At 39.7% G+C, this 21,788-nt stretch carries 23 protein-coding genes and 1 tRNA gene; 8 read left to right on the top strand and 16 right to left on the bottom strand.

What is annotated here, in order from left to right; all coding sequences use genetic code 11:
- Nucleotides 1–29: 29 nt before the first annotated feature.
- From RCG19_RS16770 to RCG19_RS16745, 6 genes are all read right to left on the bottom strand, one after another.
- Nucleotides 30–1,712: an ABC1 kinase family protein gene (locus tag RCG19_RS16770; RefSeq protein ID WP_308108060.1), complete on the bottom strand. Its 1,683-nt coding sequence runs from the start codon at nucleotides 1,710–1,712 to the stop codon at nucleotides 30–32.
- Nucleotides 1,713–1,890: 178 nt separating this feature from the next.
- Entirely contained in the window at nucleotides 1,891–3,057 is a 1,167-nt protein-coding gene (gene trpB, locus RCG19_RS16765; RefSeq protein ID WP_308108059.1) for a tryptophan synthase subunit beta, read from the bottom strand.
- A gap of 158 nt (nucleotides 3,058–3,215) precedes the next feature.
- Nucleotides 3,216–4,409 carry an ABC transporter permease gene (locus RCG19_RS16760; protein ID WP_308108058.1) on the bottom strand — a complete coding sequence of 398 codons (1,194 nt, stop codon included), beginning with the start codon at nucleotides 4,407–4,409 and terminating at the stop codon, nucleotides 3,216–3,218.
- Nucleotides 4,406–5,098 (bottom strand): ABC transporter ATP-binding protein, encoded by a 693-nt coding sequence (locus RCG19_RS16755; RefSeq protein ID WP_308108057.1) that lies wholly within the window; start codon nucleotides 5,096–5,098, stop codon nucleotides 4,406–4,408. The genes RCG19_RS16760 and RCG19_RS16755 overlap by 4 nt, the downstream gene beginning before the upstream one ends.
- On the bottom strand, nucleotides 5,095–6,222 hold the full coding sequence (locus tag RCG19_RS16750; protein WP_308108055.1) for an efflux RND transporter periplasmic adaptor subunit: 1,128 nt from the start codon (nucleotides 6,220–6,222) through the stop codon (nucleotides 5,095–5,097). The genes RCG19_RS16755 and RCG19_RS16750 overlap by 4 nt, the downstream gene beginning before the upstream one ends.
- Nucleotides 6,222–6,893 carry a YknW family membrane protein gene (locus tag RCG19_RS16745; RefSeq protein ID WP_308108054.1) on the bottom strand — a complete coding sequence of 224 codons (672 nt, stop codon included), beginning with the start codon at nucleotides 6,891–6,893 and terminating at the stop codon, nucleotides 6,222–6,224. Before RCG19_RS16745 ends, RCG19_RS16750 begins: the two co-directional genes overlap by 1 nt.
- A gap of 277 nt (nucleotides 6,894–7,170) precedes the next feature.
- On the opposite strand from RCG19_RS16745, the gene RCG19_RS16740 reads away from it, so the two are divergent.
- A complete protein-coding gene (locus RCG19_RS16740) occupies nucleotides 7,171–8,487 on the top strand; it encodes a hemolysin family protein (RefSeq protein WP_242637801.1) in 1,317 nt (438 codons plus the stop codon).
- Nucleotides 8,488–8,538: 51 nt separating this feature from the next.
- Here the strand turns inward: RCG19_RS16740 and RCG19_RS16735 are convergent, their stop codons facing one another.
- From RCG19_RS16735 to RCG19_RS16725, 3 genes are all read right to left on the bottom strand, one after another.
- Nucleotides 8,539–9,465, bottom strand: coding sequence for an aldo/keto reductase (locus RCG19_RS16735; protein WP_308108053.1), 927 nt, complete (start codon nucleotides 9,463–9,465; stop codon nucleotides 8,539–8,541).
- A 110-nt stretch (nucleotides 9,466–9,575) separates the two neighbouring features.
- Complete coding sequence (locus RCG19_RS16730) at nucleotides 9,576–10,583, bottom strand: DUF3231 family protein (protein WP_308108052.1); 1,008 nt, start codon at nucleotides 10,581–10,583, stop codon at nucleotides 9,576–9,578.
- 87 nt (nucleotides 10,584–10,670) lie between these two features.
- Entirely contained in the window at nucleotides 10,671–11,189 is a 519-nt protein-coding gene (locus RCG19_RS16725) for a methylated-DNA--[protein]-cysteine S-methyltransferase (RefSeq protein WP_308108051.1), read from the bottom strand.
- Between the two features lie 194 nt (nucleotides 11,190–11,383).
- On the opposite strand from RCG19_RS16725, the gene RCG19_RS16720 reads away from it, so the two are divergent.
- Nucleotides 11,384–12,313 (top strand): DNA-3-methyladenine glycosylase family protein, encoded by a 930-nt coding sequence (locus RCG19_RS16720; protein ID WP_308108050.1) that lies wholly within the window; start codon nucleotides 11,384–11,386, stop codon nucleotides 12,311–12,313.
- Between the two features lie 246 nt (nucleotides 12,314–12,559).
- The gene (locus tag RCG19_RS16715; RefSeq protein ID WP_308108048.1) at nucleotides 12,560–13,606 is read left to right on the top strand and encodes a tellurite resistance/C4-dicarboxylate transporter family protein; all 1,047 of its coding nucleotides are present in this window, start codon (nucleotides 12,560–12,562) and stop codon (nucleotides 13,604–13,606) included.
- A gap of 223 nt (nucleotides 13,607–13,829) precedes the next feature.
- Here RCG19_RS16715 and RCG19_RS16710 read toward each other — a convergent pair.
- Nucleotides 13,830–13,901: transfer RNA gene (locus RCG19_RS16710), tRNA-Val, on the bottom strand.
- 174 nt (nucleotides 13,902–14,075) lie between these two features.
- On the opposite strand from RCG19_RS16710, the gene RCG19_RS16705 reads away from it, so the two are divergent.
- From RCG19_RS16705 to RCG19_RS16685, 5 genes are all read left to right on the top strand, one after another.
- Entirely contained in the window at nucleotides 14,076–14,300 is a 225-nt protein-coding gene (locus RCG19_RS16705) for a hypothetical protein (RefSeq protein ID WP_166237630.1), read from the top strand.
- A gap of 107 nt (nucleotides 14,301–14,407) precedes the next feature.
- A complete protein-coding gene (locus tag RCG19_RS16700) occupies nucleotides 14,408–15,130 on the top strand; it encodes an alpha/beta hydrolase (RefSeq protein WP_308108047.1) in 723 nt (240 codons plus the stop codon).
- Between the two features lie 116 nt (nucleotides 15,131–15,246).
- Nucleotides 15,247–15,759 carry a YjcG family protein gene (locus tag RCG19_RS16695; protein ID WP_308108046.1) on the top strand — a complete coding sequence of 171 codons (513 nt, stop codon included), beginning with the start codon at nucleotides 15,247–15,249 and terminating at the stop codon, nucleotides 15,757–15,759.
- Between the two features lie 6 nt (nucleotides 15,760–15,765).
- On the top strand, nucleotides 15,766–16,188 hold the full coding sequence (locus RCG19_RS16690) for a GNAT family N-acetyltransferase (RefSeq protein WP_308108045.1): 423 nt from the start codon (nucleotides 15,766–15,768) through the stop codon (nucleotides 16,186–16,188).
- Nucleotides 16,189–16,314: 126 nt separating this feature from the next.
- Nucleotides 16,315–18,621, top strand: coding sequence for an ATP-dependent helicase (locus RCG19_RS16685; RefSeq protein ID WP_308108044.1), 2,307 nt, complete (start codon nucleotides 16,315–16,317; stop codon nucleotides 18,619–18,621).
- A 24-nt stretch (nucleotides 18,622–18,645) separates the two neighbouring features.
- Here RCG19_RS16685 and RCG19_RS16680 read toward each other — a convergent pair whose 3' ends face one another.
- The 6 genes from RCG19_RS16680 to RCG19_RS16655 all read right to left on the bottom strand — a co-directional run bounded on the left by RCG19_RS16680 (nucleotide 18,646) and on the right by RCG19_RS16655 (nucleotide 21,607).
- Nucleotides 18,646–18,900: a sporulation-specific transcription regulator SpoVIF gene (locus tag RCG19_RS16680; RefSeq protein WP_166238107.1), complete on the bottom strand. Its 255-nt coding sequence runs from the start codon at nucleotides 18,898–18,900 to the stop codon at nucleotides 18,646–18,648.
- 128 nt (nucleotides 18,901–19,028) lie between these two features.
- Nucleotides 19,029–19,148, bottom strand: a complete 120-nt coding sequence (locus tag RCG19_RS16675; protein ID WP_166237626.1) for a YjcZ family sporulation protein — start codon at nucleotides 19,146–19,148, stop codon at nucleotides 19,029–19,031.
- 105 nt (nucleotides 19,149–19,253) lie between these two features.
- Nucleotides 19,254–19,610, bottom strand: a complete 357-nt coding sequence (gene spoVAE, locus RCG19_RS16670) for a stage V sporulation protein AE (protein ID WP_007085455.1) — start codon at nucleotides 19,608–19,610, stop codon at nucleotides 19,254–19,256.
- A gap of 5 nt (nucleotides 19,611–19,615) precedes the next feature.
- The gene (gene spoVAD, locus RCG19_RS16665; RefSeq protein WP_308108043.1) at nucleotides 19,616–20,641 is read right to left on the bottom strand and encodes a stage V sporulation protein AD; all 1,026 of its coding nucleotides are present in this window, start codon (nucleotides 20,639–20,641) and stop codon (nucleotides 19,616–19,618) included.
- On the bottom strand, nucleotides 20,642–21,124 hold the full coding sequence (gene spoVAC, locus RCG19_RS16660; protein WP_166237624.1) for a stage V sporulation protein AC: 483 nt from the start codon (nucleotides 21,122–21,124) through the stop codon (nucleotides 20,642–20,644).
- A 15-nt stretch (nucleotides 21,125–21,139) separates the two neighbouring features.
- Nucleotides 21,140–21,607: a YhcN/YlaJ family sporulation lipoprotein gene (locus RCG19_RS16655; protein WP_166237623.1), complete on the bottom strand. Its 468-nt coding sequence runs from the start codon at nucleotides 21,605–21,607 to the stop codon at nucleotides 21,140–21,142.
- Nucleotides 21,608–21,788: the final 181 nt, after the last annotated feature.

Raw genomic sequence — 21,788 nt, 5'->3', positions numbered from 1 at the left:
TGTCCTTAATCAAAGTTGTTACACAGAATTTAAAATCGACCCGATTTGAAAATGGAATATAAGAGCCATAGAAACATAGTTGTGGCGATAACAAAGCCAATTTCAATGGCTGGGATTTTTGTCAGCATGGTCGATGTTTGTCCCGATAATGATGCGCCAATAATTACTCCAGCCATGATGATACTAAATGCTAGGAGCACTATACTGAAAGACATGCGATTACTAATTCGATTTACTTTCTTTAAAAATAAATCCAACTCTGGTGTCGTAATTTCTATTTTCATTTTCCCTTTTTTCATGATGGTTGTAATATCTTTTAACGTTTGTGGCATTTCAGTAAAGATTTCTTCATATTCAGAGAACTGCATCCTAACCTTTTCGGCTACATTCTTTGGATGAAACCGTTCTTTTATCAATCTTCTTCCAAACGGTTTAGCAATTTTAATAATGCTTAACTCCGGATTAAGCTTTTCAACCATTCCTTCCATCGTCAGCAGTGTCTTCCCTAAAATGGTTAAATCAGTTGGTATTCTAATCCGATGACGGAAGGCAACTGAAAACAAATCATTAACTGCCCTGCCGAGGCTCATTTCGCTAAAGGGAACACGGCTATATTTTTCCCGCAGCATATCAACATCGGCTCTTAATTTTCTATGGTTAACTTCATCCGGCACTAGACCCATATTTGTAATTGTTCTGACAACCTCATCGGTATTTTGGTTCATCATCGCTATTACAAAAGAGGAAACATACTGCTTCATCTCCGGCGTTAATTGGCCAATAATACCAAAATCCATAAAAGCTATCGCGTTCCCCGGTAAGGCTAAAATATTTCCGGGATGGGGATCTCCATGAAAGAAGCCATCTATTAAAATTTGTTGAAAGACGGCGTTTACAACCCTTTCCGCCAGGATTTTACTTTCATAACCTTCTTTATGAAGTTTTTCGACCTCATTCAATTTTACTCCCTCTAAATATTCCATCGTCAATACTTTGGGAGTGGTGTTTTCCCAGTAGATCTTTGGAATTCTTACATCAGGATTAGTACTAAATTGTCTAGCAATCTTTTCAGCATTTCTCCCCTCGATTTCATAGTCCAATTCCAGGCGAATGGATTGCGCCAATTCAGCGACTATATCACGTATTTGATATCTTTCCGCCCAGTTTAATTTCGCTTCTGCCAATCTGGCTAAATCCTGCAAAATTTCTAAATCCGTTTCGATAATTTTTCGGATATTGGGACGTTGAATCTTAACAGCTACTCGCTCCCCAGTATGCAGTTCTGCATAATGTACTTGGCCGATTGAGGCTGCGGCCAGAGGTTGCTCACTAAAGGCAGCGAATAATGTTTCCATTGATTCCGCGAATTCATGTTCAATAATTCGTTCGACTTCCTTAAATGGAAATAGTTGGACCTGGTCCTGAAGTTTTACCAGTTCTTGAATCATATCAGCAGGAATCATATCCGGTCTCGTACTGGCAATTTGGCCCATTTTTACAAAGGTTGGACCGAGCTCCTCCAAAAATAGCCTAATCCTTTCACCGGTAGTTTTATGGCGTAGTGTTTTATTTCCTTCAGCAAATACCTTTTTTGGAACCGCTAAAAGTTCAGTAAGTCCCATTTCATTTATGATAAAACCGAAACCATATTTGGTAAAAGCATAGACAATGTCACGGTAGCGTTGAATATGGCGGATTCTTTTCTTAATCATATTCTCTACTCCAATATATAGTATTTTTATTGACAAGGAATCAACTTCACCATCTCATTTTTTTCCACAAATTTCAATCATGTTTTTCCAAGTTCCTAAAATGTTCGATTTATCTTTAGTCAGTTTTCATAACCCTATATAAAAAGGACGAGTCTGTTGAATCGACCCGTCCCGCCTTTTATTTTTTTAACATATGGAATACTTGTTCAACATCTTTATCACCACGGCCTGAAAGGTTCACAATCAACACGTCATCTGGAGTTAATTCCTTTGCCAGTTTAATAGCATAGGCAACCGCATGCGAGCTTTCTAACGCAGGGATGATCCCTTCCGTTTTACTTAACAATTGGAATGCCTCCAAAGCCTCTTGACCAGTGACTGTCACGTACTCAGCTCTGCCGCTTGTTTTCAAATAACTATGCTCTGGACCAACACCTGGATAATCCAAACCTGCCGCAATGGAGTATGTTGGTTTCGGATCACCGTTGTCATCCAGCAATGTTAAACATTTAAAGCCATGAATAACCGCAGGAACCCCTTCGCTTAAGGTAGGTGCTTCTGCCGGTTCGGCCCCAATTAACCGAACATTTGGCTCCTCAATATAATGGGCGAACGCCCCTATTGCATTACTGCCGCCGCCTGCACAGGCAATCACGGCCGTTGGCAGTTTTCTTTCTTTTTCAAGGATCTGGCGCTTTGATTCTTCGCTGATAATCGCTTGGAAGTGTTTAACCATGGTAGGATATGGATGCGGCCCCACCGCCGATCCTAGTAAATAAAAAGTATTTTTATAGTTTTGTACCAGGTCACCCAATGCTTCATCAACAGCATCCTTTAAGCGGCCCTGCCCTTTTTCAACGGGAACAACTTTCGCACCCAATAATTCCATCCGAAAGACATTCAAGGCCTGACGCTCGGTATCCAGTTTGCCCATATAAATAATACATTCCATCCCAAACATGGCACATGCTGTTGCCGTCGCAACACCATGCTGGCCAGCCCCTGTTTCTGCAATAATCCGCTTCACACCCATCCGTTTTGCTAATAAAATTTGTCCAATCGCATTATTAATTTTATGTGCACCAGTATGGTTTAAATCCTCACGTTTGAGATAGATTTTTGCTCCGCCCATTTGCTTCGTTAAATTTTCGGCAAATGTCAGCGGATTTTCCCTGCCGATATATTCTTTCAAATAATATTTATATTCTTTTATGAATTCCCGGTCGTCCTTGTATTTTAAAAATTGTTCCTCAAGCTCATTCATTACTTTCTGTAAATCTTCAGGAACAAAGCTGCCGCCAAATTCTCCAAAATAACCTTTGCTCGCTACACTTACTTTTTCCATCCTCGTCTCGTCTCCTTCTAAACTATCATTTTGGATCAGTAATCCGAATCAATTAACTGAATATTTCATTAATTATTTTATCATACTGTGCCCATTCTGCCAACATATCAACCACGTTGTTATGCTTAAAAAGGCACCATACGCTGTAAAAATGATCACTATTCATACCGAAGTGAATCAATCGGATCAAGCTTGGCGGCTTTATTGGCCGGAAGCAGTCCGAATAAGACACCAATGATCATTGAAAACAAAACCCCTCCTAACACGACTTGCCATGATACCAATGAAGGCCAGCCGGCAAAGAAGCTGACGATTGTTGCAGTCCCCCAGCCAAGGAAAATCCCTAAAATACCGCCAATTAATGTCAATGTAATCGATTCAATGAGGAATTGGGTTAAGACCTGTCCCCTAGTAGCTCCTAGTGCCATACGGATACCAATCTCCCTTGTTCTTTCCGTTACAGATACAAGCATTATGTTCATGACCCCGATACCGCCAACAAACAATGAAATTCCAGCAATGCTCCCGATAATCAACGTCATGATTTTTGTAATCTGACCGATCCCTTGGGCGATTTCCTCCATATTGATTACCTGATAGGATTTTTCTGTATTATGCCTATTATTGAGCAGCTTTGCCGCCTTTTTACCAGCAACCTGCAACTGTTCAGGTGAGGCGGCTTGCAGAGTTACTTGGGTAAAATCACTGCTTCCGTACATATTTTTCCAAGTCTGGAAAGGAAGGTAAACCTCCATTGAACCAAATGCAAGGAGACCCGTCGGCTTTTCCAATACACCGATAATCTCGATTGGTTGGTTACCTAGCAATAGTACTTTTCCAACAGGATTTTCTTCCTTAAATAATTCCTCTTTCAATTTATCGCTAATGAGTCCTGCACGCCTGGCACCAAGAAAATCGGAAGTGGCTAAGCTTCTGCCCTTTGCCACCTTTAACTCATTTAGTTGCAGGTAAGCTTGATTAATCCCGGTAGTCGAGATATCCACAACATCTTTTTGCAATCTGGCCGAAGATAATTGCGTACTCGAAGCGACAACCCGCTTAATTTCTGGAATTTGTTCGAGGGCACGGATATCTTCCTGTTTAAATGGAGCTTGCATAAGGACGTTAGGGTTGGCCCTCATTTCTTCATCAGAAGGCTGATAAAACAATTCAATGGTATTGCCTGGACCGGTGATCTGAGATTTCAGCATCGCTTCTCCACCCTGTCCGATCGCCACAACGATAATGACAGCACCAACCCCAATGATGATACCCAACATTGTCAGAATACTGCGCATCTTATGTGCTTTAAGCGAACTTAATGCCATGGAGAGGTTTTCCATAAAACTCATTTGAACTGCCCCCTCTCCATCGCGGCAGGGGATTGAAGTATTCCATCCCTAACCATAATCGTCCGATTGGCATACTCCGCTACTTCAGGCTCATGGGTAACAACAATAACGGTTACACCTTCCATATTAAGCTCGCGAAATTGTTCCATGATATCTTTACTTGTTTTCGTATCAAGTGCTCCTGTCGGTTCATCCGCTAAAATAAGCTTAGGTCGATTCACAATTGATCTAGCAATGGCTACCCGCTGCTTTTGTCCGCCTGACAGTGCATTAGGAAGATGTTCCATCCGATCTGACAGCCCTACTTTCGTTAAAGCCTCTTCTGCTCGGATCTGACGCTCTTTTTTTGATACCCCGGCATAGATCATCGGAAGTTCAACATTTTTTAATGCAGACAAGCGTGGCAGAAGATGAAATTGCTGAAAGACAAAACCGATTGACTGATTCCTAACCCGCGCCAATTCCTTATCATTATAATGCGAGACATTTTCCCCTCCGAGGTAGTAGTCCCCTTCAGAAGGCTTATCCAAACAGCCAATGATATTCATTAAGGTTGATTTCCCTGAACCTGAGGGCCCCATAATGGCAACAAACTCACCTTGGATTATCTCAAGGCTAATGCCATTTAATACATGCACACTTTCTTTTCCTAGTAAAAACGATTTAGTGATGGAATCGAGCCGGATCATTTGACTGTCACTTCCAACCCGTTCTTTAGATTATCGGGTCCTTTAATAATGACACGATCTCCTTTTGCAACACCCTCAAGGATTTCAATCTTGTCACCGGATGTAATCCCTGTTTTCACCTTCTGCTTACTGGCCTTTCCATCCTTTACAATAAACACAGATGGCTTATCCCCATCATCATGGATTGCATCAATGGGCAGCACCATAGCAGTCCTTTTTTCAGTCTCAATTTCCATAATTACCTGGAAACCCGGTTTTAAGTTCTTTATGTCACCTGAAATTTTTACAGTCACGGGATACTGGACAGCCTGGCTCCCATTTTGTGTGCCTATTTGGCTTTGCTGCGGTAGAATGGCAATCTTTGCAATTTCTCCTTGCCATTCCTGACCAGGCACAGCATCAGACTTTACGATCACCTTTTGTCCCCTGCTAACTTTTAACGTGTCATATTCAGATAAAAGTCCGGTCGCTGTCATTTCTGCAAGCTGACCAATATGTATAACGGGCTCAGCCATAGTTCCATCCACTGAAGTAGAATCAGGCTTCTTCGCAGATAACACCACACCGTCTATTGTACTCCTAATCTCTAAATCTGCTTGACGTTTGCCGATCATATCCTTTTGAAGTGAAGTTTGCTTCAAATCCAAATTTGCTAATTTCTTTTCCATCTCTAGCTGTTCAAACTCCGGTACCAGCTGTTTCTTTGCTTCCTCCTTACCAATCTGGTCTGCTAAAGTCTTTTCTTTCTCTTTCAGCTGTTTTATTTTCTTATCCATTTGATTAATTTTCAAATTAGCCGATTCAATTGCTAATTTGTTTTGTTCGATTTCTAAGTCAAGCTGAGGATTTTGAAGTTTTGCCACAACAGTTCCCTTCTTGACTTCCTGCCCTTCTTCCACAAGCAGTTCCTTTAGTTCTCCCTTTTCAGGGGCGGCATATACCATTTGCTCTACCTGTAGCTTTACCGTACCAGGAATCATCAGCTGTGAGGAAATTTCCTCCTGTTTGATTTCGGCTGTTTTAACAAAAGGACCTTTTGCAAAAACTTGCCGATAAACGCTGACGGAAATCATGATAACCACCAAGCTAATTACACACACTGCAATCCACGATTTTTTCTTCATTATAGCTTCGGCGCTCCTTGAAATAGTGTGCCAATCAAGCCAAATCCAATTTGAAGTAAGAAGAAGACAATCGCAATTGTCCAAGCCACCCCTTTAGAAAATTGCGCTGTTTTATGAAGTCCTAAAGCGGTTAAGATAACGCCCCAGATCCCAAACACTTCAAATGAGCCTAAAACACCTGCCTTTTCTGAATTTAACAAGCCTGCTAAACTAGTCAGATAGATTTCCGGATTTCCGCCAATTCCAAACCTAATCGCCATGTTTACTAATAGCCCGATTGCCCCGATGATCATGATATAAGTATTCATTGAAAATAACTGTTTAAACGTAACCGTTGCATTAGCAATTTTGGCAATAATTAATTGAATCACACTGCTAATAAGAACACCAAAAATGGGCGCAAAAATTCCTGTAACGGCAATCGTTACCTTTGTAATCGCCAGTACTATTTCCGCTTGATCTTCCGGCACCCCCGAATCAATTAAGGCTTCCACGTCCATCGACAGCGCCATTAACGTCATTCCTATTACATAAATAATACTAATAAGAATCAGCGGCACCCAAATTTTAGGATTCCTCTTAATTCTTTCAAATTGCACCCCAGGACTCGTAAACATTCCTACCAAACTCGGATTCTCTTTCTTCACATGCATCTCTTTTTCCAATTCCATTTTATACACCCCTATTTCCACTTATGTAAAATATTCCTATTAAGTATACGATATAAACATAGGAAAGTTTCGTCAATAATTGGAAAAATTGTATAGAAAAGCACAGACAATAAACATGAACTCCAGTTCATGTTATATTGACAAAATAACATAGTTGTGCAATAATTGAACTTTAGTTCATGTTAATACTAACCAATTAAAGTAGATTACTAATTAAAAATACAACTGGAGGTGTGAGCCTTACCTTGTTAAGGCCAACCATTTGGACATAATAAACTTGTTCATCATTGCTATCCTTATCGCGCTAACTGCATTTTTTGTTGCGGTAGAATTTGCGATTGTAAAAGTAAGAGGTACACGTATCGATCAATTAATGAATGAAGGAAAAAGGGGAGCACAGTCTGCCAAACAGGTAGTAACACACTTGGATGAATATCTATCGGCCTGTCAGCTTGGTATTACCGTTACCGCGCTAGGGATAGGCTGGCTGGGGGAACCAACTGTATCAAAACTGCTTGAACCTTTATTTAATCTTGTTCATATCAATCATTCAATATCCCATATATTATCCATGGTTATTTCCTTTGCCCTAGTGACATTTATTAATGTGGTTGTCGGGGAACTGGCACCTAAATCTTTTGCCATCCAGAAAGCTGAAACGGTTACTCTTTTATTTGCTAGACCGATGATCTGGTTTTACAAATTGTTTTATCCCTTCATCTGGCTGCTTAATACTTCCTCGAGGAAGATTACGGGGCTATTCGGGCTTAAACCAGCCTCAGAAAACGAGTTAGCCCATTCAGAGGATGAATTAAGGATAATTCTTTCTGAAAGTTATCAAAGCGGTGAAATTAATGAATCAGAATTAACCTATGTAAATAACGTATTTGATTTTAATAATCGAATTGCCAAAGAAATTATGGTACCTAGAACTGAAATGGTAGGTATTTCTATCGATGATCAGCCGAAAAATATCCTTTCGCTCATGAAAGAACAAAAATATACACGCTATCCCGTTATTAACGGTGATAAGGACAACATTATTGGTATTGTGAATATCAAAGATATCTTAACCACAAAAATATCGAATGACATTGTAAATAAGAAGTCGATTAAGCCTTTCGTCAAACCGGTCATTAGCGTAATTGAAACGATCCCCATTCAAAATTTACTGTTGAAAATGCAAAAGGAAAGAACTCATATGGCCATCCTACTAGATGAGTTCGGGGGTACTTCGGGTATTGTTACTGTTGAAGATATCCTTGAAGAAATTGTTGGGGAAATCCGCGATGAATTTGATGCAGATGAAGTTTCTGAGGTCCGAAAAATCAAGGACCAGCATTATATTATCAGCGGTAAAGTTCTTATTGAGACAGTCAATGACCTTTTGGGTACATCGATTTCAAATAAGGATTTAGACACAATCGGCGGCTGGTTTTTGTCTAAAAAATTCGATGCTGAAATTGGTGATAGCATTGAATTGGACGGATTTTCATTTAGAATAAAGGAAATGGAAGAACATCATATATTATTTATGGAGATACAGAAACTGGCTGAACAGGAGTTAACATTTCCTGAAAAATCGGTATCATAATGACTAGTAAAAAAACGGACTGAATTTTGAATTCAGTCCGTTTTTAACTTTTTATGGTACGATGTTCCCCGCTGCCTTGTAAATTTGATACCATTCTTCCCTCGTCAATCTGATTTCAGCACCTTTACATGCCGCTTTCATCCGCTCTGGATTGGTTGTGCCAAGTACCACCTGGATGTTAGCAGGATGACGGGTAATCCATGCAGTGGCTATGGCAGTATTCGTTACGTCATACTTTTCGGCAATGGTGTCTACTACTTCATTTAATTTTGGAAAACGATCCAAATCACCTAAAAACGATCCTTCAAAGAAACCGTGCTGATAGGGTGACCATGCTTGCATCGTAATATCATGTAAACGACAATATTCCAAAATACTGCTATCGCGGTTTATCGCTTGGTCATTCTTCATATTTAAGGTAATACCCGAGTCAATCATCGGTGTGTGCGCAATACTAAACTGGAGTTGATTGACCACCAATTTATGCGGTATATATTTTTGTAAAAGTTCAATCTGTGCAGGATTATGATTTGATACGCCAAAATACTTGACCTTGCCGCTAGAATGCAGCTCCTCAAACGCCTCCGCTACCTCGGCAGGTTCCATCAATGGATCTGGGCGATGCAGCAACAGAATATCAAGATACTCTGTTTTTAATCGATTTAAAATCCCATTAACAGACTCAATGATATGTTCCTTCGAAAAGTCAAAATAGCCCTCTGGTGAAATAATACCGCATTTACTTTGGATGATCATTTTTTCACGGATGCTCGAATTCATTTGAATGGCATCAGAAAAAATCTCCTCACACTTGCCCTTACCATAAATATCGGCATGATCAAAAAAGTTGATTCCTTCCTCCATTGCTGTTCTGATTAACTTCTCGGATTCAGGCAATGACAGCTGTGTTAATCGCATATTACCCATAATCATATTTGAAACAGTTAAGTCAGTATTAGCGATGTTTATGTATTTCATTTTGTCCCCTCCTTTTATTTTTATCTCTTTTATTATACTCTTGTCAGGAGGCACAATAAAATGCAATGCTCTCTAAAAGCACTGCATTTGTTAAAGTGAACATATTACCACTAATGTCCTTGGACTAACTCCTCCCGGTCATCTGCTTGAGGTGGTTCCTCCATCCATCCTTTTCTAATCATCATTTTGGCACCATCCCCAGCATAAAGTGACACTTCCGGTATTAAGGAGGCATATTTCATTCCAATATCCCTTCGCAGACTTGCTGCCATTGAGATAGCGTAATTACCAATTCCCGACATATTCATTGATGCAATATGAAACATCATTAGCTTGTCAGAGAAAATCCTAGATGTAAAATCTAAAACATTTGCATCCGAACTCATCGGAACAGGCAGTTCTTCTTCCTTTAAAAAGTTACCAAAGATATCCATATGATCCCGAGCCATTTGCATCCCTCTTACAAAAAACTGCTTCACGTCTTTGTCCTCAGCTATTTGGGCAAATCCCGTGATCAATGCTTTTCCAATTGCATTCGTTTTCAAATTAAAAAATAAATGGCTGATTTCCACAGAAGTTATGGCCCTTTTCTTACCCAAAAAGCCTGCTAAAAAATGATTCTGCTTCACAAATTCTACAGAATCAGGTGGTGTGATGTAGGGTGGCTTTATGTATGTTCCTTGTTTCAACAACAAGTTCCGTGTTAAATCCTGTAATTCAATAGCAGCGTTTAGGACACTTTTATGAAAAGTGACTATATCAGGGCGAGTGGCAAGTCCTAAAACACCACCACTTGCCTGCATGGCAATAATTGACATGTGCCTCAGATAGGTTAAGACAAACGTATCAGAAAACAGCTTTGGTGCTTTTGTGTTTACATCTTGGTCGGTAAATCCCATTGGTGTAGGGAAATCCTCTCTTTTAAATATATCCTCCATTATTAATATATTCTTTTTTGCCGTGTTTAAGGTAAATTCAACGATCGGTCGAACCTCCTCGTCCTCCACAGTCTCTAAATAATATCTATTTACACACACTGCCAATGAGTCATTCATATATTGCGTCCATAATCCACTCATTTCGGCAGCTGTTAAAGGTATCTTTGATTTGTCCTCCATATGTATACCCACTCCAATGATCTAATCTATATGGAGATAGTATTCACAAATAAAGAAAAATTTATAAATATGATTAATCAACCACTTTTAATACTTTTGCTCTAAACCAAGCAATTGTTTCTTCATCTCTAATCCACCGCGATAGCCTGTGAGCGAGCCATTTTTTCCAACAACACGATGGCAGGGCACAGTAATCAATACAGGATTTGCACCGATTGCCGATCCTACTGCACGGACTGCCGACGGTTTATCGATATGGTTTGCGATATCGGAATAGGACCTTGTCTCCCCAAACGGAATCTCACAAAGTGCATTCCAAACAGCAACTTGAAAATCTGTACCTTGATAATCAAAAGGGACAGAGAAATTCATCCGCTTCCCCTCGAAATATTCAATTAGTTCCGTTACATAAGGCTCTAGCTCCTCCCTATCTTCCACAAGAAGGACCCCCGGGAACTGCTTTTCCGCCCATATGGTCAATTCCTCTAATGACTTGTTCAGTGACCCAACGTAGCATAGTCCTTTGTCTGTTGCAGCTATATATAAATTCCAATCCTTAAATGTAAGCAGCGACCAATATATCGTTATCTTATTCATTGATTTCATAACGTCGTTCCTCCCATCCAATTTCTTTGGAAATGGTTCTCCTACTGAAATTTCCTATTTTCAATTGATCCACCTCTAGTTTCTATTATAACCTTCGATTAGACTGTAGGTAAGCATACAAGAAGATGGAAAAGCAACAAATCGAAAGTAATTTTTGTGATAATAGTAGTAGAAATTAAAGTGGAGGCATTGAAATGAAAGAAGATCAACAAGACTGGCAGGAGATCGATGGGACCATTCTCATCAACCTACCAGATGATTTTAATAGTAAGGCCAACCTTGGCTATTTAGTGCGCAATAAAAATGAGTGTATGTTTGAGGTTGAGAACGAAATGATCACGAGGGTGATTGTCGTTGGCGAAACACGAACTTTAGTACAAATACACGTGAATAACAGCAATCAAATGGTCGTCAGGTTCTTAAACGTGTCCAGACCTCTAAACCGGTCGCAGCGCGCTGGAGTTGTCCAATATATTCGTGAATGGTTTGATCTCGATCGCGATTTAACACCATTTTATGCAATGGCAAAAGCAGACCCACTACTTAAGTGGCCTGTCCAACAATTTTATGGTTTGCGTGTAATCGGGGTTCCCGATTTATTTGAGGCCCTTTGTTGGGGAGTTTTAGGGCAGCAAATCAATCTAGCATTTGCCTACAGCTTAAAAAGACAATTTGTTGAAAAGTTTGGTGATTCAATCAAATGGAATGGGCGGATCTATTGGATCTTTCCAACTTGCGAACAAATTGCCCTCGTAACACCTGCAGATTTGGCTGATATTAAAATGACATTGAAAAAGAGTGAATACATCATTGGCATTGCCCAATTTATGGCCAGCGGTAAATTATCAAAAGAAAAATTAATGAGAATGGAAAACCTTAAAGAAGTTGAAAAAAGTTTAATTACTATCCGCGGAATTGGTCCATGGACAGCGAATTATGTAATAATGCGCTGCTTACGTAATCCCTCGGCATATCCGATTGATGATGTCGGACTGCACAACGCCATTAGGCATCTAACCAAGGCGATGAATAAGCCTGCGAAGGAAGAGCTTTTGAAGCTTTCTATACGCTGGGAGGGCTGGCAATCCTATGCCACGTTTTATCTATGGCATGTTCTATATTAAATAAAGCGTTGCACTTTATAACAAAAAATTCAGGATTTACCCAATGTGCAAGGGGTGCCATTATCTAGTATGTAATTGGATGATTCATTAGAATCACATTTTAGTATTCTTAATCGTGCGTTAGTTTTGTTATAATATACTTCAGTATGGGATTGTCGAAAGAAGAAATCGGCAGTATTCATATATAAAAAGCCAGAATCTATTTTGATCCTGGTTTAAAAGTAAGCAAAAAGTGAGGCAAAATGTATGATTTCCTTTTTAAAAGAAAAAACAGCTAATTTATTTACAGGATATTTTGCCTTAACCATGGCGACTGGGGCTTTGTCTATTTCTTTATTTCTCCTCGACGTTCACTTCATGGCAAAAATTTTACTTTATGCAAATAGTTTATTTTATATTATTTTATGGATATTAACTATATTGCGATTAATATGGCATTTTCCGAAGGTAATAGCGGATCTAACTAGCCACGAAAAGGGTCCAGGTTTTTTCACACTTGTTGCTGGAACTTGTGTTTTTGGCTCCCAATTAATCATCGTTGGAGACGTTTATCACTTAGCAAAATACTTGTGGTTTTTTTCTATTTTCTTGTGGCTACTTATCATGTATTCCTTTTTCTTTTCTGTAACCATAAGAAAGGAGAAACCCAGGATTGCTCAAGGGATTAATGGTGCATGGTTAATCGCTGCTGTTGCGACGCAATCGGTATCTGTTTTAGGAACACTATTATCTCCACATTTTACAAATGGGAAAGAAATTATTTTATTTTTTACATTCTCCATGTTTTTATTAGGCTGTATGTTATACCTAAACATTATTGCATTAATCTTTTATCGATTTACATTTGTTGATTTTAAACATGAATCACTAACACCCCCTTATTGGATTAATATGGGTGCTGTTGCTATCGCGACGTTAGCCGGGTCAAACTTAATTTTAAATGCCAAACATTCAACACTATTGACTGAGGTTATTCCATTTTTAAAAGGGTTTACACTATTTTATTGGATTACGGGAACCTGGTGGATCCCATTGTTATTCATACTGATGATTTGGAAATATATTTATGAAAAAATTCATATAACATATGACCCACAGTTTTGGGGGATGGCGTTCCCTTTAGCTATGTATACAACTTGTACCATTCAACTTTCCAAGGCATTAGAATTTCCCTTCCTAATGGTTGTACCTAAAATAATGATTTTTATTGCGATAACCGTTTGGATATTAGTGTTTTTAGGGCTTATTAGATCGTTCTTCATTAAAAATAAAATCAATACATACCCAAGATAACCAAACAAAAGACCTAGATGCTACTAGGTCTTTATTTATTGTTCCGAAAGTACAATGTGAAAGGATGAAAGGGTAGACCCCTATTACGGCCTTTCTAAAAATGAAAACCAGATTTAGGAGTAAAAAGAGGTAGAACAGATTTTTAGACCGGGAATTGATAAGTAACGAACTGAAACGAAAGCATAATAAAAGACGCTACTCTTTAAAGTAGCGTCTTAAGTGATGACCTGTGAGGGATTCGAACCCACGACCCCTTCCCTGTCAAGGAAGTGCTCTCCCACTGAGCTAACAAGTCGCTTATTAAGTACAAATTTAATTATAGTAAAAAAACCAAAAATGTCAATAGCCATTTTCTTTTAGCATGATTAAAAATCTCCCCACGAATAGAACATACATTCCTGATTAACTTGAATAAAGAACTAACGTTCGGTTATAATGGTATTATTGATAATCGAAGGAGTGATCCAAAATGGATGGACTTTTAATCAGATCAATCGAAGAACATATGCCATTGGAGATGATATACCTTGCAGAAAATCAAGAATTATCACAGCGCAAACTCATTGTAAAGGAAGTTCATGATGACTACATTCGCGCCTATTGTTTGACACGGAAACAAATGCGGACCTTTAAACGCGAAAATATTTTATCGATTATGCCTGACTCTCGTTCGATTCATCGCTACCTTCATTAAACCTGCCTGCCCACACATCCACCAACCCTTCACCTTCTGAAAGCATTTCCACAACGATTGTGGTAAAATGCATTTGTACTATTCGAATCATGGGGGGAATTGTCGTAATGGAATTTCCAAGAGGCACAATCAAAGAACTTACCTTTCAAAGTAACGAACTTGGAGAAGAAATGCAGCTCCTTATTTATCTGCCTGCAAACTTCTCGCCGCTCTATAAATACTCGCTGCTAATCGCTCAGGATGGACGGGATTATTTTCAGCTTGGTCGAATTGGTCGATTGGCAGATGAGTTTCTTTTTGAACGAGAAATTGAAAATATAATTATAGTTGGGATACCCTATAAGAATGTGGAAGACCGCCGACGAAAGTACCACCCGGACGGTGAGCAAAATCAACAATACATACGGTTTCTTGCGCATGAATTAGTGCCTTTTCTTGATAAAGAATTTCCTACCTACCATATGGGCTCGACAAGGGCGCTAATTGGTGACTCTTTAGGGGCAACCGTCTCATTAATGACTGCGCTTTATTACCCGCATACCTTTGGGAAAGTGCTGCTACAGTCTCCTTTTGTTAACGATAAGGTATTGAAATTAGTCGAAGAGTTTAAAGAGGCACAGCTAATCGAGATTTATCACGGTATTGGCACACAAGAAATAGAAGTAAAAACTACCGATGGAAAAACAAGTGATTTCTTAAGCCCCAACCGACAGCTTTCCAAAGTGATGACGGAGAAACCTTTTACCTATTTTTATGAAGAATTTAGGGGCAATCATACATGGACATACTGGCAGCCGGATTTAAGACGTGCCCTTAAAATGATGTTTTAGTCTAACAGACATTACATTAGTACTAAAGTCATTTTATATATTTTGAAAATTTGCTATAATAACAAGAAGTCCTATGTTATTTTACTAAAATATTTTAATTCAATGGAGGTAAACGTATGAAATTTGGTGTAGTTATTTTCCCATCCAAAAAGCTTCAAGACTTAGTGAATTCTTATCGCAAACGCTATGACCCACATTATTCCCTTATTCCTCCACATGTAACGATAAAGAATGGTTTTGAAGCTCTTGAAGAGGATGCCAAGGAATATGCTGATAAATTACGGCAAATCGCTGGCAATACAAAACCTTTCACCTTAAAAACATCTAAAATTAGCTCTTTTCAACCTGTAAATAATGTTATCTATTTTAAAATAGAGCCAACTGAAGAACTTTTAAACTTGCATGCTGAGATTAAACAGGAATTTAACGAACAAACGACAGACTATGCCTTTGTGCCCCATATTACAATTGGACAAAAGCTTTCCAATGATGAGCACTCCGATGTGTTTGGTTCACTAAGGATGACTAAAGTGAATCACGAAGAAACGGTGGACCGCTTCCATTTACTTTATCAATTGGAAAATGGATCATGGACTGTTTATGAAACTTTTCGTCTGGGAAAGGAATAGGTTATCGTGAAAGTTAAGATTGTCGAGAATCAAAATGAACTTGAAGATGCTTTTTCTGTTAGAAAGATTGTTTTTGTGGAAGAACAAAATGTTCCGCTTGAAGAGGAAATCGACCAATTCGAGGATGAAGCCACTCATTTTGTCATGTACCAGGAAGGTGCTCCTGTCGGTGCCGGCAGATTTCGGATTGTTGACGGCTATGGGAAAGTGGAACGAATTTGTGTGATGAAAGGAGCCCGAAAGACAGGTACAGGCAAGGCGCTTATGAACGAAATAGAAAGCTATGCCCAAATGCAGGGATTACACAAATTAAAACTTAATGCCCAGACACAAGCCATCCCCTTCTATGCTAGACTTGGCTATGAAGTAGTCTCAGAGGAATTTATGGATGCAGGAATTCCCCATCGAACGATGATTAAAGAAGTTTAACCTCTACACTTGCCAATCCGTGGCAAGTGTTTTTTCTATTTTTGGATAATAAAGCAAACACTTTCCGTTCCCCACCTGTTTTGTTATGATAGAACATGTCTTACTTCAAGAAATAGAGGTTTAAATATGAAAATAGCTATCTATAAAAATCAGACTATTGATCTCACTAAACTAGCACGGGATCAATTTCAAAAAATATATCTTGCTGGAAAAAATAATGAGCTCCACTGCCCTTGTTGCAATGAGAAGGTGCGCATGTATCTTGGAATCTATGGTAACCCATATTTTTTCCATCCTCACTCACCGGAAAGGCATTGTCCGGACCCGCTTCCTCCCATTGTTAAAATGGACGATCATGAACAGCACTATATCGAGAGGAACGGATTTAAGATCCCGCAGGGCAGAACCATTACTGCGCCCCCTACAGATTTAGAACTCTTCAAACCTGCAAAACACATTGAATACACTGTCCCGTTTAACCAACCAATTGGAAATTTCCCTCGTGATTATCCACCCTATTTACAGCAGCTTGCTGAAAATGGGACCATCCTTGATCAAAGTCAGGCTGAAGCCGTCATGGAAACCGAGGGCTCGTTATTAGTCCTTGCAGGTGCTGGAAGCGGGAAGACCCGGGTGCTCACAGCACGTACGTCCTATATGCTGAATGAAAAACAAATCGATCCAAGTTCTATCATGCTTGTCACCTTTACTTCAAAGGCCGCCGCTGAAATGAAGAATCGTTTGCAGTCGTATCCAAATATGAAAAGAGAAACAATCAATCGCATCGTTACCGGCACGTTTCACAGTATTTTCTATCGGATCCTTATGTTCCATGATGGAGCAAATTGGTCATCTGACAAACTGCTGAAAAAAGAATGGCAGCGGGATAAAATTTTGAAGGCCGCCGGTAAAGAGCTTAACCTATCTGAAAAGGAATTTGCCTATGACTTAGTGTTGCAGCAAATTGGTTTTTGGAAAAACTCACTTCTGTTTCCAAATGAGGTGCAGCCCATAACTGAGTGGGAAGAAAAGGCTGCATTCCTTTATCGAAAGTATGAGGAATATAAACAACAGGAAGGACTATTTGATTTTGACGATATGCTTATAGGCTGCCATCAGCTTCTAAGGAATACTCCTGACCTGCTTGAACAATATCAAAATCGTTTTCATTACTTTTTAATTGACGAGTTTCAAGATATAAACAAGGTTCAATACGAACTCATTAAACTACTTTCTGGTAAACATCGAAATGTATGTGCTGTTGGCGATGATGATCAAGCGATTTACTCCTTCAGGGGAAGTGATCCCACCTATTTGCTTGAGTTTGAAAAAGACTTTCCTTATTCTAAATTGGTTACCTTAGACCAAAACTATCGATCTTCCCATGAAATTGTCGCAGCCGCCAATCAAATGATTGCTGCGAATAAAGTGAGAAGAACAAAGAAGATGAAGGCACAATTTACATCTGGAGCGCTGCCGTTGTTATTTTTCCCTTACGATGAGGAGGAAGAGGCAACCATGATTGTCACAGATATCCAGGAGCAGATTGCGAAGGGAGCAAACCCTGGGGATTTTGCGATTCTTTATCGGACAAATGTCGCCTCACGGTCAATATTTGAACGATTGGCCAGCTCAAATCTGCCGTTTAAAATTGACCAGGATGCAGAAAGCTTTTATGACCGCTATATTGTCAGAAGTGCCCTTTCCTTTTTAAAGGTTTGCTTAAAGGAAGATGACCCACAGGCGCTCGCAGATATTTTGCCGTTATTATTTTTAAAACAAACAGTTCTTAAAGATATTAAAGCAGAGAGCATCCTCAAAGATTGCAGTTTTCTTGAGGCCCTGTCACACTTGAAAACTGCACACGTCTTTCAAGAGAAAAAGTTAAAAAAGACCGTAACCCTGATACGCGGCCTGAAGCATTTGTCCCCCATTTCAGCCATTGAAAAGATTGAAAAAGACATTGGGTTTCTTGATTTTCTAAAGAAACGGGGTAATGAATCGAGTAAACTTGAAAAAGGTTCCGATGATCTTAAGGACCTTAAAGTGGCTGCAAAAAGCTTTACATCTATCGAGGCATTATTAGTTCATGCAGAGCATATGACAGCCATGAACAAGGAAATTAAGAAGTTAAGCAAGCATTTTACGGATGCGATCAGCCTTAGCACCATCCACAGGGCCAAAGGACTTGAGTACCAAACCGTTTATATGGTTGGGGCTGTAGATGGAAGCCTGCCACATGATTTTGCCCTTGAAGCTTACCGAAATGGCGATTTTACAGCGCTCGAAGAAGAGAGACGATTATTTTATGTAGCAATGACCCGTGCCAAAGAGCAGCTTTATATCTCCTTACCAAGCAGCAGACGAGGAAAAAAAGCAAACCGCTCTAGATTTCTAGCACCCATTAACAAAAAGAAGAAGACCGATTCCTAAAATTTAGGATTGGTCTTCTTCTTTTTATTTCTTATTCATCATGTTAGCAATTGTATTAAAATCAAGCTGCTTCCCATCATTAATGATAGATTTCACAATTTGATCTTCCATGTCCTTACTTACCGGTTTATTAGCAATTTGAGACACTCTGCGAATCACATTACGGACTGTTTTTTCATCTTTAAAATTTGCATTCTGTAAGGAGTTAGCTAAGTCAAAGATGTCTTTCATATTAACGCCCGTTTTCTTTTCGATGTTTTTAAAGAACCCATTATCCATGTTCAAAACTCACACTCCTTCATAAACTACTTTATTGTATGAAGGAAAAAGAAAATTGTGAATAAAGGGGAAAGAAAGGGCTGGCCACTTTTTCAGGCCAGCCCCTCCCATCTAAATAAGCTTACTTATTAATAGAAGCTTGCACCGACAATGATTAAAAGGATGAACAATACAACGATTAATACGAAAGTAGAACCTCCGTAGAAACCGCCACCGCCGTAGCCGTAGCCGCCATATCCAAAGCACATAGACTGTCACCTCACTTAAGTAATCTCATTAATAACATATGAAATGACTTTATAAAGTGTATAGGCATGACAACCTATTCGAAAAGGTAGAAAAAAAATGTACTTTTACCCTTTTGGTTTAAAAATAAGGGCCCCAATAAATCCAAATATAATGGCTGCGGAGATTCCTGAACTTGTTACTTGAAACATCCCTGTTAATACGCCAATAATTCCATGTGCTTGTGCATCCTGCATCGCTCCATGCACTAAGGCATTCCCAAAACTGGTGATTGGAATGCTTGCTCCTGCTCCGGCAAAATCCACTAATGGTTCGTATAACCCGAATCCATCCAAAACTGCTCCGATGACAACAAGCAGACTTAAGGTATGGCCCGGAGTTAGTTTTGCAACATCAAATAAAAGCTGCCCTATCACACAAATTAACCCGCCAATCACAAATGCCCAAAAGAACATTGCCAGCATTTACCTCACCCCTTTTCTTCATTCATCTCTATTGCAACAGCATGGGCAATACATGGAATGGATTCATTTTGCTGAAAACTGAGCGGCGACAATAATGCCCCCGTAGCGACAACTAATATTCGTTTATAGGTACCCTTTTTTAACTGATTAAGAAGATGTCCATATAAAACAGTAGCAGAGCACCCTGCACCGCTTCCACCGGACTGAACCGGTTGATCCTCTTTATACATTAATAATCCGCAATCCTGAAATTGTTTTCTTTGCATATTCAAACCGCTTTTGTTGAGCAATTCAAATGCCGTATCGTGGCCGACTCTCCCTAGATCACCGGTAACGATTAAATCGTAATAGGATGGATCCAATTGCAGGTCGCGGAAATGAGCCATGATTGTATCTGCCGCTGCCGGTGCCATTGCCCCGCCCATGTTAAACGGGTCTGATAGACCCATATCAACGACCTTTCCGATGGTTGCTGCGGTTGTCACTGGATGCTGCTTACCTGGTTCATTCGGCTCTACAAGTGCTACACCGGCACCTGTAATCGTCCATTGCGCTGTCGGTGGCTTTTGGCCACCATATTCAGTCGGATAACGGAACTGCTTTTCTACCGCAGCATTATGGCTGGAGGCACCTGTCAGTACGTATTTTGCCCCTTCATAATTTACGACAAAGGATGAGAGTGCCAAACCCTCCATGGATGTGGAGCAGGCACCGAAAAGACCAAAATAGGGAATTTGCATCGTTCTTGCTGCAAAGCTGGTTGGCGTAATTTGATTAATTAAATCCCCGGCAAATAAAAATTGCACCTGCTCTTTTTGAATATTCCCCTTTTGTAATGCCACTTTTATTGCCTCTTCAAGCAATAAACGATGAGCCTTCTCATACGACTCTTTTCCCATCCATAGGTCCTCAAATAATAAATCAAAATCATTTGCCAATTTGCCATTTGCCTCAAACGGTCCGCCTGTAACGCCTGTGGCTGTGATCATTGGCCGATTGGCGAATACCCATGATTGATGCCCTCTTAGCAATTACAACACCCCCCAAATGATGAGTAGTGTTTTAATTAATGCAACCACAAATGCAGAGAATACGCCGAAGAGGATGACGGAACCTGCCAGTTTAAACATATTCCCGCCCACGCCCAGCACAAACCCTTCTGTCCGATGCTCAATCGCAGCTGAGATCACAGCATTTCCAAAACCGGTAACTGGCACGGCACTCCCTGCACCTGCAAATTGTCCCATTCGATCATAAACTCCCCATCCCGTTAATAGCATCGAGAAAAAGACCATCGTTGCCACAGTCGGATTTCCAACACTCTGCTCAGTAAAATTAAAAAAATATATGTAAAAATAACTGACTGCCTGACCAATAGCACAAATGAGGCCGCCAACCAAAAATGCCTTGATGCAATTCTTTAGAACTGGTCTCTTTAACTCATGCTTTTGCTGCAGCTGTTGATAGTTTCGCTGCTGCGGGGTCATGTTTTGTTGCTGCTCCTTGTTCGCCATCTTCATTCTCCCTTCTTACTTTATGTCTTCCGTCATTTTGACGATTTCCTTAAAGCGTTTTTCGGCATCGTGCTTTGAAAAGTTTTTGGAATGCATCTTTTCATCCAGCCTCACGGTTTCAAGAAAAATTTTATAGTCGCTTGATACTGTAAATTCTTCTTTCGGAAACTTTTTCTTCAACTTTTTGGTTACTCCCTTTTCGATTTTTTTCATTTTAAATCTGTGTAAATGCTTTACCTTATATGCAACTAGAGTATCCCCTTTTCCTTTCACAACAGCGATATCGTAAAGTTCCGGAAAAGTACTGACCACCTCTTTAATCTCATTGACCTTGTGGTTCTTCTTTGTTTTGTCCGTCATAAGAGGAGTGGGATTTGTTGTCTTTATCAACGCTAGTTGACTGTCCTTTTCTTGTTGCTTATTGTTACAAGCTCCTAATAAAAATAAACAAGTGACCAAAATCAATCCGTATCTAGTGATCATTTTATCCCTTTCCTTGTCCCATTTTTTATACTGACTAGTACTATCTAGTTTTTTCGCAATTCGCGGAAATTATGACTGGATAACAAATTTTTGCGCTTCATCAAAAAAAACTGCCGGATTACCAGCAGTTCTTCCCTTACTTGGATGACTTTTTACCGCACCCGCAGCCCTTTTTCCTCTT

The sequence above is a fragment of the Neobacillus sp. OS1-2 genome (assembly GCF_030915505.1).
Lineage (GTDB): Bacteria > Bacillota > Bacilli > Bacillales > Cytobacillaceae > Neobacillus.
The sequence above is the reverse complement of the archived record's forward strand: the minus strand, read 5'-3'. Positions and strand labels throughout refer to the sequence as shown.

Excerpts from the sequence above, each read along its gene's own strand:
- RCG19_RS16680 (WP_166238107.1), bottom strand. The coding sequence starts at position 18,900 with ATGGATAATGGGTTCTTTAAAAACATCGAAAAGAAAACGGGCGTTAAT.
- RCG19_RS16705 (WP_166237630.1), top strand. The coding sequence starts at position 14,076 with ATGGATGGACTTTTAATCAGATCAATCGAAGAACATATGCCATTGGAG.
- RCG19_RS16715 (WP_308108048.1), top strand. The coding sequence starts at position 12,560 with ATGATTTCCTTTTTAAAAGAAAAAACAGCTAATTTATTTACAGGATAT.
- RCG19_RS16720 (WP_308108050.1), top strand. The coding sequence starts at position 11,384 with ATGAAAGAAGATCAACAAGACTGGCAGGAGATCGATGGGACCATTCTC.
- RCG19_RS16695 (WP_308108046.1), top strand. The coding sequence starts at position 15,247 with ATGAAATTTGGTGTAGTTATTTTCCCATCCAAAAAGCTTCAAGACTTA.
- RCG19_RS16750 (WP_308108055.1), bottom strand. The coding sequence starts at position 6,222 with ATGAAGAAAAAATCGTGGATTGCAGTGTGTGTAATTAGCTTGGTGGTT.
- RCG19_RS16700 (WP_308108047.1), top strand. The coding sequence starts at position 14,408 with ATGGAATTTCCAAGAGGCACAATCAAAGAACTTACCTTTCAAAGTAAC.
- RCG19_RS16760 (WP_308108058.1), bottom strand. The coding sequence starts at position 4,409 with ATGAGTTTTATGGAAAACCTCTCCATGGCATTAAGTTCGCTTAAAGCA.
- RCG19_RS16685 (WP_308108044.1), top strand. The coding sequence starts at position 16,315 with ATGAAAATAGCTATCTATAAAAATCAGACTATTGATCTCACTAAACTA.
- RCG19_RS16655 (WP_166237623.1), bottom strand. The coding sequence starts at position 21,607 with ATGATCACTAGATACGGATTGATTTTGGTCACTTGTTTATTTTTATTA.
- RCG19_RS16735 (WP_308108053.1), bottom strand. The coding sequence starts at position 9,465 with ATGAAATACATAAACATCGCTAATACTGACTTAACTGTTTCAAATATG.
- RCG19_RS16745 (WP_308108054.1), bottom strand. The coding sequence starts at position 6,893 with ATGGAATTGGAAAAAGAGATGCATGTGAAGAAAGAGAATCCGAGTTTG.
- RCG19_RS16755 (WP_308108057.1), bottom strand. The coding sequence starts at position 5,098 with ATGATCCGGCTCGATTCCATCACTAAATCGTTTTTACTAGGAAAAGAA.
- spoVAE (WP_007085455.1), bottom strand. The coding sequence starts at position 19,610 with ATGCTGGCAATGTTCTTTTGGGCATTTGTGATTGGCGGGTTAATTTGT.
- RCG19_RS16675 (WP_166237626.1), bottom strand. The coding sequence starts at position 19,148 with ATGTGCTTTGGATATGGCGGCTACGGCTACGGCGGTGGCGGTTTCTAC.
- RCG19_RS16730 (WP_308108052.1), bottom strand. The coding sequence starts at position 10,583 with ATGGAGGACAAATCAAAGATACCTTTAACAGCTGCCGAAATGAGTGGA.
- spoVAC (WP_166237624.1), bottom strand. The coding sequence starts at position 21,124 with ATGGCGAACAAGGAGCAGCAACAAAACATGACCCCGCAGCAGCGAAAC.
- RCG19_RS16770 (WP_308108060.1), bottom strand. The coding sequence starts at position 1,712 with ATGATTAAGAAAAGAATCCGCCATATTCAACGCTACCGTGACATTGTC.
- RCG19_RS16725 (WP_308108051.1), bottom strand. The coding sequence starts at position 11,189 with ATGAAATCAATGAATAAGATAACGATATATTGGTCGCTGCTTACATTT.
- trpB (WP_308108059.1), bottom strand. The coding sequence starts at position 3,057 with ATGGAAAAAGTAAGTGTAGCGAGCAAAGGTTATTTTGGAGAATTTGGC.